The organism is Paenibacillus sp. S150, from assembly GCF_019352175.1.
In the GTDB taxonomy this organism is placed as follows: Bacteria; Bacillota; Bacilli; order Paenibacillales; family Paenibacillaceae; genus Paenibacillus_AQ.
Genome location: NZ_JACBYI010000013.1, coordinates 1 through 13,534, shown reverse-complemented (window position 1 = coordinate 13,534; position 13,534 = coordinate 1). Strand labels below are relative to the sequence as shown.

Genomic DNA, 13,534 nt, shown 5'->3' with positions numbered 1-13,534 from the left:
GCTACCACAGCCCCTCTCCGTTGAATTTGCGCCCCAGCTGGTTCGTCACAAGCACCAGAAGCAGGCTGATTACCGAAGACAGCAGGCCCACCGCCGTCGCCATTCCGAAATAGCCCTGCTGCAGGCCGCTGCGGAGAATGTAGGTATCGAGCACATCCGCCACCGGCTGGTTGGCCGGATTCATCAGCGGATAAATCTGGTCCATCCCGACTGTAATCAGGCTTGGCATGCTCAGAATCAGCACAATGGATATCGTCGGCATCATGCCCGGCAGGGTGATATGGCGGATTTGAGCCATTCGCCCGGCCCCTTCGACCTTGGCGGCTTCATACAGCTGGGGATCAATGGTTGTGATCGCCGCCAGATACAGGATCGTATTCCAGCCCACCTCCTTCCACAAGCCGCTGACCACAACCATCGGCCGGAACCACTCCGTCGAGCCGAGAAAAAACACCGGATCGCCGCCCAGATTGACGATAAGCTGGTTGATTAGACCGCCGTCCAGGGTCAGCAGGGACTGCAGGATATAGGCGACCACGATCCACGAGAAGAAGTGGGGCAGATAGCTGACGGACTGGACAAAGCGCTTGAAGGCATTGTTCCTGACCTCGTTAATCAGCAGGGCCAGAATAATCGGCGCGGGAAACCCGAATATAAATTTCAGCAGGGCGATATATATCGTATTGCGCACCACCACCCAGAATTGGCTATCCTGCAAAAAAGAAAAATTTTCCGTGCCCACCCATGAGCTGCTCCAAATCGTCCCGCCGATATGAAAGTCCTTGAAAGCAACTTGAATACCGGCCATGGGAATATAATTGAACAGGAACAGCAGCACCACGGCTGGCAGAAGCATCATGTATTGCCAACGGTATTTGGATAGTTTTTCTGGCATTTCATCACCTCTTTCAGCAGCTTGATTTATTCTATTTATGTACAGTATAAAGCCCGCTTGAAAGCGCATCCATATAACAACGGTTGGATTTATATCGTTTTGATTGGAAGTTGCGGAGGCAGACGCATGTCCTTTCCGGAGCGTTGCAGGCAAAGAGCCCCCGTGCTTGCCGGGAGCTCTTTGCCTGCAATCATACCTGCCTAAATATCAAAGACGGAGCGGACGGTAAGCTGCCTGCTTAGGCCGGCCTATGCGGGTGCAAAAAAAAATTCACCAGTACTGAAGCAGCCAGTCCTACTCCGGTGCTTCTTCAAGAATGGCAGTATTGAATTTCCGCAAAAGCTCGCCAAAAATCACGCGTTCCCCATCGCTCCAGCTGCTGAGCATTTTCCCTATGCTCTCCTGCCGCGCCTGCTTGTTCTCATTCAGCACTTCCTCGCCCAGGTCCGTCATCTGCAGCGAATAAGCCCGCCCGTCCAGCGGGTCCGGAATACGGCTGACATAACCCTTTTGTTCCAGCGCCGCCGCCTGTCTGCTTACCGTTGAAATATCCAGATGGAATTCATCGGACAGTGCCTTCACCCCGGCTGAGCCCCGGGAGGCGATTTGATGCAGCAGCAGATAGGCCGAGCGGTCCAGATTGCCGATTTTTTTATAGGTGGTCATTGAAACCAGATTGCGCACCAGAATGGCCATCTCCAGTTCTATGACATCCACTGAATTTCCCATGACAGCAGTATCCTCTCTTAGTAAAAATGCATAGTATGATCATTGACATTACCATTTCCGCTTGTATAATACAAGTATATACTTTCATTATACAAGTTATTTGCCGGAATGCCACGCTGCGGAGGGAAATTATGAAGGCTCATGAATTTATGGTCAGACAGGTATACAAGGTCAAGGAAGCCGATACGGTCCGCACCTTTATCGAGAGATGCATTCAATACCGGATCAGCGGCATGCCTGTAGTCAATGACAGAAATGAAATTGTCGCGTATTTAAGCGATGGGGATATTATGCGCTATATCGGCAGACATGAGGATCTGATCGTCGATTCCTTTTTTCAGATCAACGTATTCGTCGGGGATAACGAGGAGTTTGAGGAACGCACCCGCAGACTGCTGGACCTGAACGTCATGGCTATCGCCAAGAAGAAGGTCATCACCGTTCCCTGGGACGAGGATATTGAACGAATTGCCGCCATTCTCGGCAAAAAACAGATCAAAAAGGTCCCGGTGGAGCGCAGCCGTGTGCTTGTCGGCATTATCAGCCGGGGCGATGTAATCCGTCACAGCTTCAAAACTCTGCTCTAACCCGCAATCCTCCGGTTCCGCCGGTACAGCTCCAGAGCCGATCGCCCGCTGCCAGGTTTTAGAAGCGGGGCACTCCGGCCGGGGCTGTATTTTATTTTAACAGCATCCGCTCTTCATTCCTCCAGCTCCCGTCCGCACAGCCCATAGAAAAATATATGAAACAGCTCATCCAGAAATTTCTCCTTGTCCTCATGCTTCGCCACGCTGTCCAGCATCTCTCCCGAGCTCTTGATATACATCTGAATCATCAGCAGCACCGCTTCCACAGACACCTTTTGTGAAATTTCTCCGCTCGCCTTGCCCTCCGCCACCATTTGGGCCATCAGCGGCACCATCCTGTCATCATACTGCTGCTGAATGTACTGGTACATGACCTGATCCTCGACCATAAGCTCTTTGACAAGCGCAGGGTCCAGACTGGAGTAGGCTTCCTTATCCTTGAAAATAAAGTAGGTGACCCGCTCCTTCAAGGTTTTCCGCAGCCGCATCTCTTCCTCGAACTCCAGAATGGCTTCGTCCACAAAATCCTTAAAGGACTCGCTGAGCAGCGCCTCCTTGCTGCCAAAATAATTGTAGATTGTCACCTGGGATACCCCCGCCGCCTTGGCAATATCGGCAATCCGCAGCCGTCTGGCCTCCCAGGTCTTCAGCAGCTCCATCGTCGTCTTCATAATTTTGCTCCTGATCAGAGCGGCCCGCTTCTCGAATCCGTTCATTTGCTTCACCCTAACCTCTATAATGATTGCACTATTTTAAAATTAATGAAATATTCCATATAAAAAATTTCATAATTATGTTGACTTCGCATCATCCCGGGACTATTATAACATATGAAATAATCAATCAATAATATTTCATTATTTTATGGCGAGGGGTGGCGGCATGCTGAAGGTTGAAGGGCTAAGCAAGCGGTTTGCAAACGGCAGAGGCATAGACAATGTATCGTTCACTGTAAATAAAGGCGAGGTGTTCGGATTCCTCGGCCCCAACGGGGCGGGCAAATCCACAACCATCCGGCATATCATGGGGTTTATGCAGCCGGATCGCGGCTCAGTGACCATCGGCGGGCTGGATGCCTGGAAGGGGCAGGGAACGGTGCAGAAGCTGACCGGATATTTGCCGGGGGAGATTAATTTTATCGACGGCATGACCGGCACAAGCTTTCTGAATTTCATGACCTCGATGCAGGGAGTGAAGGATACCTCCAAGCGGGAGCGCCTGATTCAGCGCCTGCAATTCGATGCCGCCACGCCGATCCGCAAAATGTCCAAGGGCATGAAGCAGAAGGTCGGCATTGTGGCCGCCTTCATGCACAGCCCCGGGATGATTATTCTGGATGAGCCCACCTCCGGGCTTGATCCGCTGATGCAGCGTATATTTATTGAGCTGGTGCTGGAAGAAAAGGCCGCAGGAACCACCTTTCTGATGTCCTCGCACAGCTTCCAGGAGATCGAGCGCACCTGTGACCGCGCCGCGATAATCAAGGACGGGCGCATCGTGGCCGTCAAAAACATCCATGAGCTGCAGTCGATGCAGCGCAAGCTGTTCGAGGTTGTTTTTGAAACCCCGGAGGATGCTGCACGGTTTGCCGCCTCGGGGCTGCAGGTCGATTCTCAGGAAGGCAACCGGGTACAGATCGCCATACAGGGCGGCTACACCGCATTCACTCAGGAGCTTGCCCGTTATGCCGTCCGCAGCATCGACATCTCCACGCAGAATCTGGAAGACATCTTCATGAATTATTACGATCGCGAGGCGACTGTACAATGAATTTCCCCCTCTATAAAGAAATGATGCGTGTGAACCTGAAGGGAATTATGAACTACGCCTTCGGCTCCGCTTTTTATATTGTGTTCATGATCTGGCTGTATCCCGGCTTGGGCGGCAGTGCGGAAGCCATTGACGAGCTTGTCCGGGCCATGCCGGAAGGGGTAGGCAATGCGTTCGGGCTGAACAGCGGCTTTGCGAGTGCGGAGGCTTTTATCTCCGGGGAATATTACGGTCTCATCCTGGTACTGATCCTGTCCATCGTTTGCGTTCAGCTCTCCACGCAGCTGATGGCCCGGCTGGTGGACCGCGGCTCCATGGCCTATCTGCTGGCTACCCCGACAACCCGCCGGAAGGTGGCGTTCACGCAAGCCATGGTGCTGGTCACCTCCCTCTTCATTATAATGGCTGTCACCCTGCTGTCGGGATTTGCCGGCAAAAGCTGGTTCCTCGGCACCAGATACGAATTCGACATGGGCCGCTTCACCGAGCTGAACACCGTGGCCTTCCTGCTGTTCTTCGCCATCGGGGGCTTGTGCTTCCTGGTCTCCAGCGCATGCAATGACGAGAAGAAGGCGCTCGGCATCTCCGGCGCAATCACCTTTGGCTTCTTCACTCTGGACCTGCTCGGCAAAATCAGCGATAAGCTGGATGCGCTGCGTTTCTTCACCCTGTTCAGCTTCTACCGCCCCGCCCCCATTGTCCAGGGTACGGCGGATGTCATGCAGAGCTGTCTATGGCTGCTGCTGATCGGTCTGGCGGCCTTTGCCGGCGGCATCCGGATTTTCCGGCGGCGGGATTTGCCGCTGTAAGCTGCTATTAAAAGGCGGCAGGTACGGGCAATGCAACGGCAGGTTTGCCTGCGCTGATGCTGGCGGTTGTTGCTGTCAACGGAAATCACACCCTGCATTCCCGGCGATTGCCGCCCTTATTGCCTGTGCCGGTTTCCGGATGGCCAGAGCCGGCGGCCGGCATCATTTTGTATGGAGCCTGCCGGTTTTCCGGCACCAGCGGGATGCTCAGCCCGGCCTTCACCTGCGATAAAATTATGCTCCGGGGGATTTTTGGCGCCTCCTTATTTGCGTTATGGAAGTTGCGGACCCACCCTTTTTGTGTCATTGTATTATCAGGTTTAGTCGGAATTGCCCTCTTTGCCTGATCGGGATACTCGTTAATAAGGAGAGACCTTTTGTGCTGCCTATTCATGATATTATTGCCAGTTCCAGAACCAAGGATATGTACTTATCCGTCAGAAAAAAAGGTACGGTATCCAAGCAGAAGCTGCTGGAGGAAAGCGGCCTGACCGTCAGCACCTTAACCCGGATTCTTGATGAGCTGCTTGCCCGGGGCCTGCTGCTGGAGGTGGGCTATGGGGAATCGACCGGAGGCAGACGCCCTACTCTCTATGAGACCAATCCCGCCTACGGCTATGTGTTCGGCCTGGAAATCTCCCGGACACATTCGAGGCTTGTGCTCGCGGACCTCCATTTGACTCTGCTGGATGAATATACGTGGAGTATGGATGAGCATGCCACGCCGGAGTTCCTTATGGAATCCGTCCACTTCGAGATGCTGCGCATGCTGGAGCGGGCCTCCATTGACATCAGCCGGGTGATCGGGCTTGGTATCGGGGCTGTAGGTCCCCTGGACCGCAGGGAAGGAACGATTCTGAATCCCGCCGGCTTTGCCGCACCGGGCTGGTCACAGGTGCGCATCAAGGAGCGGCTGGAGCAGCTTCTTGATGTGCCCGTTTGTCTGGACAACGGGGCCAACACTGCGCTGCTCGGCGAATATTGGGCCGGCGGGGACCGGAGGCAGCATCAGCTGCTCTACCTGCACGCCGGTATTGGCCTGCGCTCGGCGATTATGAACGAAGGACGGATTCTGTACGGCGTCACCGACACCGAAGGAGCCGTCGGGCAGATGATCATTGAGAGCTCCGGCGTTCCTTCCAGCGTGCCGGGCGGCAATTACGGGGCATGGGAATCCTACGTTTCCATCCGCACCCTCGAAATGCAGGCCCGTGAGGCGTGGAAGCGCGGCAGCGCCACCCTGCTCCGCGGGCTGGCAGAGCGTCCGGAGGACATTGAATTTACGCATCTGATTGAAGCGCTCAAGGCCGGGGATTCCGCGGTGAGCGGCATATTCGCCCAAGCCGCGGCTTATTGCGGCATTGGCCTGGCCAATTTAATTAACATTCTCCATCCGGAGGAAGTCATTCTGGGCGGCGCCCTGTTCTCGTCGGCGGATGTTTTTTATCAGGAGGCCACGCGGACCGCCCTGGAGAAAACCTATTACCGCGAGCAGTACAAGGTCCGCTTCACCAAAGGCAGCTTAAGCGACCACGCGGTCGCCGCCGGGGCGGCCGCTCTAATCCTGAATCTGCTTACCGGCTGAGGATGGCGGCAGCGCGGCGGATCAAGTGTAATAAGTATAACTAATTTGCCGGTCTCCGTGCCGCTGCGGGAATTAGCGGAATTTTCTACACTTAAAATCAGCAAAACCATTACATATCGGCTGCTTGGGTCCGATTAGTTCTACTTTTTACCACTATTGATTTGTGGGTAGGCAAACGCCTCCGGTTAGTTTTACTTTTTCCACTCAGGTATGCTGTATAGCATTATAAAGGTATGTTTTCTGAGCCCGTCAGCTGCGGTGGTCCAGCCGGTTTCAGAAATGAGTGAAATGAAAGAATTTAGGCTGGCCAAATGTAAAGGGAGCGCCCCCCCGCTGTTCGCAGGAGACGCTCCCTTTTCCTTGACTGCAGTTTCCGGGAGAGGCAGGGGACACAGCCCTACCCGGAGACGCCGCCAGCCGGCTCTTGAGTCAAACGCAGCAGCTCAATCCCCGCCAGCAGCACGATGCCGGTCCCGTGGGTATCATTGAATTGCCAGGTTAATTCCTCTTTGTAATACAGCTTGTTGAAGGAGTAGCCGGAGCCCCGGCATACGCCGTATACATTGCCCTGCTTGTCGATGCAGCAGCGGGTCAAGCCCTGCCACCCCTTGAGGGCGGCGGATGCATAAGGTCCGGGCTCCGTCAGCCAGCCGCAGCGCACGCCCCGGGCAAAAGCATAAATGAACATTGAGGTGCAGGAAGCCTCGGCATATGATTCAGGATCGGTCAGAACCTGATGCCACAGCCCGTGCTTATCCTGAAGCCGGAGAAATCCCCGGCACAGCCCGCGGTAAAAATCCAGCAGCCCGGGCCGCAGCGGATGCTGCTCCGGCATCACGCCAAGCAGCTCGGCCAGCGAGAAAATCACCCAGCCGTTCCCCCTGCCCCACGCCACACCGTTCGGCTTGCCAAATTTATAATCATAGACATGATGCAGAATTCCCGGCACCGGCTGGAACAGGCGCTTTTTGTACAGCAGGAACTGGGCAGCCGCATCGGCAAGATAAGCCGCATCGCCGGTCAATTCATAATATTTGCTCAAAAATGGAATGCTCATGTACAGATCGTCGCACCACATCGTCTGTTGCATAAAGTCGGTGGTGCCCCAGACCCGGTACAAGGCGCCGTCCGGCTGCCGGTCCTGCACATGGGTGATGTAATGGGCGATGTCCGCTGCGGCCCGGGCTGCACCGCGAAGGGGCCGCAGCTTATGCGCCGCAAGCATCGCCGCACCGAACGAGCCGCAGTCATCCAGCGAATCCATGAGCGCCAGCTGGTGGTTGATTCCCGGGGCTCCATAGCAGTCCCGGTCCCATAGAGCATATTCATGCAGCGCTGTGCACTGCTCGATATGCCGCTGTGCGTATTCGGTATAATGGGGATCGGCCAGTGCTTCTCCGGTCCGCAGCAGCCCGTACAGCGTTACGCCCAGCGGATAATTCCAGCGGCCGTACAAAGCGCTTTCCAGAAAGGGGCGGACCCGGCTGTCCGGCTGGTCCACCCGCCAGAATGTCGCTTCTTCCCCTTGGCCGGACAGCGAATCCATGACCGTCACCCCGGCCGCCTCCGGCACATTCGGGCTTGTGAACACCCCCAGATACAGCCAGGGATCTGAGGTACCCTCGACCGGGTAAGGCTGCACGAACCGGACCTGTGCCGTATCCGGCAGGGGCTCCAGCTCAAAGCCCCAGCCTTCGCCGCCGCAGACCGACTCCACGACCAGGTCGCGCCCGCCCGGAGCGGGCAGGAGCAGCGGCGGCAGGTCCATTCCGCCGCCCGCTTCCTGACGGGCGGCGATTAGAGCGCCATCGGCGTAGACCGCGATGGCGGCCGTTCCCCGGCAGCGCAGCCGCAGCCGGGCTTCTCCCTGGCCTTTGCCCGGTGCCAGCCTGCACCAGGCAAAGGCTGTTGCCCCCGGCACACTCCCGAAGATTCGGGAGAAGTTGCCGTCTGCCTCTTCGCCGGGGGACCACAGCGAAGTCGGATACCACGGGCAGCGCGCCGCGAGCGAAGCTTCGGCGGCTGCCGTCCCAGCCGCGGCAGCGCGCGCGGCTGTGTCCGGCGCGGCGGCCTGCGGCCCGCTCCCCGGAGCTCCTGCAGCGGCGGCGCTCCCGGCAGGGTCGATCCGCCGCTGCCCCGGCCAGACCGTCCACCGGTCCTGCTGCGGACCGCTGTACACCCAGCCTTCGCGGCCGCTGCGCCCGGCCGTCGGCGCCAGGAAATGCAGCGGCGCCCCCTTGACGCTGCCCGTTCCAAAAATCCCGCCGCAGCCCGTGCCAGCCGCCACGAATTCCAGCAGGAAATGATTCCAGCCCGCATCCAGCTTGGCGCGGAAATAGGCGCTCCGGTCCGGGAACACGTCGTCGTTCAGATTCGAGCGGAACACCTTGCGGCCGTTGATATATACCCTGACCGGGCTGAAGCAGTTGATGCGGAAAGGGGCCTCCGTTTCAAGCGCGCTCCACAGCTTGCCCCAGACATACACAAATTGCCCGTCCTCAAGCTCCGGAAACCGTTCTCCCAGGTCCATGCGGTACCGGCAGTCCGCAAGCCGCGGGAAGCCCCGGAGCGAATGTACCCGGTACACCGGAAGCTGCGGCGGATTGGCGCCGATATACCGGCCGGCTACCGCAGCCAGAACAGGCTCAATCCGGCCTCCGGCCGCCCCCGCGATTGCATCCGGTTCAGGAAAATACGCGGGCAGGCCAATCACACTCGCACCAGTTCCCTCCGCTGCACCAATTCCCTCGGACACTTCGCCCCCCCTCATAATGCAACTTCTCCGCCGGGATACAGCGTCGAGCTGTAGAGCCGTTTGGGCTGAGGCAGCGGTCCAGGGGATCGCGTCGCTGCCGGCTCCAGCGCCTCACCCGAATACACGCTGGCGGTTTCCTGCGTATAAATAATTACCTGCTCCATACCGGTGCCAAGCACATCCCCGTGCACCGCATAGCCTTCCTCCCCGAATTCCGCCACCACTCTCATGCGGCCGTCATAGAGCGCAGGCAGCACGCCTCCGCCACGGCGGTAAGCGAGGATATAATCCGGCGCATCCGGCCGCCAGCGGCTGACCGTCTCGGCAATTGTCAGCCAGCCGGAGGTGGTGCGCTCCTCTTTCCACAGCTCCTGTCCTGCGCTGTCCAGCAGGAACAATGCATCCTTGCCCTTCAGCCCTTTGCCGTCATCCTCACGGACCATGCGGTCCAGACCGGCAACCTGAAGGCCCGGCAGCTCCGGTCTGAACCGGCCCAGCGCCAGGTGCTGCGACTCAACCGACCCGCTGTAGCGCCAGAGCTCCTGCCCGTCACGGTCATACATGACCGTGACACTTCCGCCGATCACCAGCTCCGGCAGGCCGTCCCCATTGACATCCCCGACCCACAGGCAATCGGCATGATCGTCCAGATCATGGCAGCTCCACAGCACTTTTCCATCGGCATCCAGCAGGTCATAGCCGGCCATAACCTCGTCGCGCCCGTCGCCGTTCAGATCGTAGACCCAGGGATAATGCCCCACATTGCCCGTATGGGTCCACAGCAGCTTGAAGCCGGCGTCCAGCGCCCACAGCTGATGGTACCGGTCCTTCAAAATAATGTCCGAGGCCCGTTCCCCGCCGCTCAGGTTGGCGATGATAATGCAATCATGCGCATGCTCGGCGGGCAGCTCATGCACCGCTTTCACAGCACCGGTGGCGCCCTCAAGAATATGGAACCGGCCGTCGATGACTGCCAGCACCTCCAGTGCGCCGTCCCCGTCCAGATCATAAATCTGCGCCGGATAATCCGAGCCCTGGCTGCCTGCTCCGGGATCGGGAGTCCCCTTCTGCCACAGCAGCCGCCCCTCCAGATTGTAAGCGGTCAGGCACTGCACCTGATGGGGAATATAGCGGACATCCTGGCGGTTATCCGGCTGGACCAGCAGCACTTCCGCGCGGCCGTCCCCGTCCAGATCGCCGAGCAGCATTTTACAGCCTGGGCCGGCAGCCGAAATATCGAACTCCGCCAGCTTCAGGGGACGGACAGCCTGGCTTTGTTTTGCATCTGCATCCGTAATTGTATTTGCAACCGTATCTGTACCCGTATCTGTATCTGTAACTGAATCTGTATTCGTCTTCGTATTTGCAGCTGTATTCGTATCCGTATCCATATTCACATCTACATTCGCACCCACATTCACTTCCATATTCATCCTGCTCCCTCCGTTTCTTCTCACCCGCAACCCTGCTTCAGGAGAATTGGACACGCTGTCCGCCGGGCACTTCCACAATCCGGCCTGCCACCTCCAGCCATACAGACAGCACCGACGGATTATAGGCAAAATCCAGAGCCGCCGATACCAGCAGCCGTTCACAGGCTTTCATGTAATGGACCCACTCGATGTTGGTTGCATACCAGATGTCCCCGTGGCCGCCGGCGATTTCGCCAAAGGATTCCATGAGCTCCCAGTTGCCGTCGTTATCGAATTCGTAGCTGTGCCCCCATACATACATGAGGTACAGGTATTGTTTTTTGTGCAGCCCGGCAAAAGCCTCCGCACGCTCAAGCAAGCGGTCGTTATGATGACAGGTGGCCCGCCACTCCAGCAAGTCATCCGGCAGCCCGAAGCCGCCGGTGGTCTGGACTGTCCGCGCATATTCAATGCCCAGCGGGGGCAGCAGCCCTTTCATCCCGCTGGTAAAAGAACCGTTCGGATAAGACATTCCCCGCACAGGCACCCCAAGCAGGCTTTCGAGCGCTTTGCGGTCCTCCACAATCTCCTGCACAATCTGCTCCTGCGGACAGCGGGCCAGCGTCGGATGCGACCGGGTGTGAACGGATACCTCGTGTCCCCGGTATAATGCGGGCACTTCCTCTGCCGCAATGCGGTCACCGTCACCCAGCAGGCCGGAATTCAGATGAAAGGTTCCCTTAATCCCGTACTGGTTGAACAGCCCCACCAGCCTTTCGTCGGCTCTTCGTCCATCATCGTAGCTCATCGTCAGCGCCTTATGCCGCCCTTGCGGATAGCAGTAATAGACCATTATATCTCTGACTCCCTTCTTCTATATGGCAGCAGCCTGACTCTTCGGGCAAGGCTGCGCCAGAATATCTGCTATCTTACTCTCCGTATACCGTCAGATCGCTGTATTCGGCGATTAGCGGCGCCATTTGCCGGAAGCCGATCCGGCCTCCGGACAGCAGCGGCCCATAGCTGGTGCCATCATCGGTCCAGGTGAATACAGGCAATCCGTTGATCGCAAAAGAAACCGTCCGCCCATGCTTCACAACCAGCATCCGGTAAGGCTCCGCCATGTCGGAAATATCGGGAAGCGGGTCGGCTCCCTGCGCAACGAGATGAAAGCCGTAGCTTTTGCGCAGATTGCAGGTGTGAAAGGCACGTTCCTCCGCCCACATTCTGCGGAAGTAGGAGACGTGGAAAGCATCTATCGCTCCGTGGTGATACTGTTCATATTCCCCTGTGCGGCGCGGAAGCGCAGGATCGAACAAATCCCGCCCATCCTTGCCGCCGGCGGAGAAAAACAGAATCGCCAGCCCCGGCTCCCGCAGCGGCCGGAACTTCCAGGAAACCGCCATATCCGCCGGAAAGCTCCCGGGGAGCCAGAGCACGATGTTGGCTTTTTGGCCCTCCGCGCTGTCCAGCGTGCTCTCCATCCGCAGCCGCCGTGCCGGGAACGTCAGCGCCCCTTCTCCCTCCAGGCGGCTTCCCGCCATGTCTTCCGGCGAGGCCAGCGGATTATGATAGATAGGCTGCCAGTTCTCGGGAATCCAGCCGTCTGCACCTTTTGAAGCCGTCACCATGGATACACCTCCTTTTTTGTTTAACACACCAGGCTGACTGGGAACCGTTACTTGGCTTGGGGTTCCACCGGATGATTCCAGCAGCCAGGCGGATACAGCTGCGCCGTTCTTTTATAATCAGGGAACTCTTCAAATAGCAATACTCGTCTCGCCTCACGCTCCGTACCGCCCGAGGAATCCGGAGGCCCATGGATACGCATAGCAGACAAATTCGTACAATAAATAATTCCAAGGGTGTTGCAGCAAGCAAATATGGGCCGGAATCCGGCCAAACCCTGCCTGACAGCCGAACCCAAGCCAACCCAAGTGGAAAAAGTAAACTTAATCCGCATCAGTCGCTCCCCAAACGAATTGCTAGTGGGAAAAAGTAAACCTAATTCGGGCAAATTGCCTCATATCCAATGAATTCACCTAAAATAAGTGTACAAAATCCCGCTAATGCCGGCATGAAAAGGATCACAGCAAAATTTTATACGAAAAAAGGCTTTATCGCTTTACAGCTCGAAAGGATAATTGACTGTCAGAGGTCCTATCGTGGAACTTCATTTTTTTTAAAATGGTTATCCCGTGGTGGGTGTCAGTTCCACTTGGAAACCTAGCTTTTGCAGTTTTTGGATTAGGTAACTCGCAGTCTGTTCTGGGGTGTTCACATATTCGGTCCCCCGTTCGGTATAGGGGACTTTATCCCGAAGCATCACGTAAATGATTCGAATCATCGCATGGGCTAAAGCGATGATCGCTTTCTGTTTGCCGGCCCGTTTGACAATCCGACTGTACATGGCAGAAAGCCGGTTATTCTTGGACCTGCTCGCCGCCCAAGCGCACTGCACCAGTATGGCTTTCAGATTTCGGTTCCCGCGTTTGTTTTTTTTACTTTTTTTTACCGGCACTCTCATGATTGGCCGGGCACACCCCGACCCATGAGGCCAAATGGGCTTCACTTGGAAAAGGAGACCTGTCGGTACCCGGTTCCGCCACGATGCTCGCCGCGGCATCGGTGCCCACGCCTGGAAGGGTATCCAGCAGTTCAATTTCCGTCCTGTACGGTTGCATGAGCTCGTCAATCTCGGCTTCCAGTGTCTGAATTTCATTCTCCAGATACTGCAAATGATCCCAATGACGCCGAATCATCTTCCGGTGGTGCAAACGCAGTCGGCCATTCATCGCTTCGACCAGCGAAGGCACCTTCATCTTCAGCCGGGTATGAACCAGCTTGCGGATTTCATCCACATCCAGCACCTCGCCATTCACCATCGACTCCAGCAGAGCGCGTCCGGAAACGCCGAAAAGATCCGAAACGAAGGTCGTCAGCTTGATGTTGGCATCCTGCAGAATCTTATGAATCCGGTTCTTTTCTTGCG

At 56.7% G+C, this 13,534-nt stretch carries 12 protein-coding genes and 1 pseudogene; 5 read left to right on the top strand and 8 right to left on the bottom strand.

Annotated features, from left to right (window positions below; all coding sequences use genetic code 11):
* Position 1: 1 nt before the first annotated feature.
* A complete protein-coding gene (locus HYD27_RS13990) occupies positions 2-895 on the bottom strand; it encodes an ABC transporter permease (protein ID WP_219216080.1) in 894 nt (297 codons plus the stop codon).
* A gap of 294 nt (positions 896-1,189) precedes the next feature.
* Entirely contained in the window at positions 1,190-1,624 is a 435-nt protein-coding gene (locus HYD27_RS13985) for a MarR family winged helix-turn-helix transcriptional regulator (RefSeq protein WP_219216078.1), read from the bottom strand.
* A gap of 131 nt (positions 1,625-1,755) precedes the next feature.
* Here HYD27_RS13985 and HYD27_RS13980 point away from each other — a divergent pair, with 131 nt between their 5' ends.
* Positions 1,756-2,211 carry a CBS domain-containing protein gene (locus HYD27_RS13980; RefSeq protein ID WP_219216077.1) on the top strand — a complete coding sequence of 152 codons (456 nt, stop codon included), beginning with the start codon at positions 1,756-1,758 and terminating at the stop codon, positions 2,209-2,211.
* 113 nt (positions 2,212-2,324) lie between these two features.
* Here HYD27_RS13980 and HYD27_RS13975 read toward each other — a convergent pair whose 3' ends face one another.
* Positions 2,325-2,927, bottom strand: coding sequence for a TetR/AcrR family transcriptional regulator (locus HYD27_RS13975; protein ID WP_219216075.1), 603 nt, complete (start codon positions 2,925-2,927; stop codon positions 2,325-2,327).
* 166 nt (positions 2,928-3,093) lie between these two features.
* Between HYD27_RS13975 and HYD27_RS13970 the strand changes: the two genes are divergently transcribed.
* The 4 genes from HYD27_RS13970 to HYD27_RS13955 are packed head-to-tail and all read left to right on the top strand — an operon-like array spanning position 3,094 to position 6,375.
* Positions 3,094-3,981: an ABC transporter ATP-binding protein gene (locus tag HYD27_RS13970; RefSeq protein WP_219216073.1), complete on the top strand. Its 888-nt coding sequence runs from the start codon at positions 3,094-3,096 to the stop codon at positions 3,979-3,981.
* A complete protein-coding gene (locus HYD27_RS13965) occupies positions 3,978-4,790 on the top strand; it encodes an ABC transporter permease subunit (RefSeq protein WP_219216071.1) in 813 nt (270 codons plus the stop codon). Before HYD27_RS13970 ends, HYD27_RS13965 begins: the two co-directional genes overlap by 4 nt.
* 56 nt (positions 4,791-4,846) lie before the next feature.
* A complete protein-coding gene (locus tag HYD27_RS13960; protein WP_219216069.1) occupies positions 4,847-5,137 on the top strand; it encodes a hypothetical protein in 291 nt (96 codons plus the stop codon).
* A gap of 32 nt (positions 5,138-5,169) precedes the next feature.
* Positions 5,170-6,375 carry an ROK family protein gene (locus tag HYD27_RS13955; protein ID WP_309242064.1) on the top strand — a complete coding sequence of 402 codons (1,206 nt, stop codon included), beginning with the start codon at positions 5,170-5,172 and terminating at the stop codon, positions 6,373-6,375.
* Positions 6,376-6,772: 397 nt separating this feature from the next.
* On the opposite strand, the gene HYD27_RS13950 is transcribed toward HYD27_RS13955, so the two are convergent.
* The 5 genes and pseudogenes from HYD27_RS13950 to HYD27_RS13930 all read right to left on the bottom strand — a co-directional run bounded on the left by HYD27_RS13950 (position 6,773) and on the right by HYD27_RS13930 (position 13,226).
* Positions 6,773-9,130 carry a glycoside hydrolase family 88/105 protein gene (locus tag HYD27_RS13950; protein WP_309242063.1) on the bottom strand — a complete coding sequence of 786 codons (2,358 nt, stop codon included), beginning with the start codon at positions 9,128-9,130 and terminating at the stop codon, positions 6,773-6,775.
* 11 nt (positions 9,131-9,141) lie between these two features.
* Entirely contained in the window at positions 9,142-10,338 is a 1,197-nt protein-coding gene (locus tag HYD27_RS13945) for a hypothetical protein (protein WP_228745135.1), read from the bottom strand.
* A 262-nt stretch (positions 10,339-10,600) separates the two neighbouring features.
* Positions 10,601-11,395, bottom strand: a complete 795-nt coding sequence (locus tag HYD27_RS13940) for a polysaccharide deacetylase family protein (protein WP_219216066.1) — start codon at positions 11,393-11,395, stop codon at positions 10,601-10,603.
* A 76-nt stretch (positions 11,396-11,471) separates the two neighbouring features.
* The gene (locus tag HYD27_RS13935) at positions 11,472-12,173 is read right to left on the bottom strand and encodes a DUF1961 family protein (RefSeq protein WP_219216064.1); all 702 of its coding nucleotides are present in this window, start codon (positions 12,171-12,173) and stop codon (positions 11,472-11,474) included.
* 560 nt (positions 12,174-12,733) lie between these two features.
* Positions 12,734-13,226 (bottom strand): annotated as a pseudogene (locus HYD27_RS13930) (transposase).
* Between the last annotated feature and the right edge of the window lie 308 nt (positions 13,227-13,534).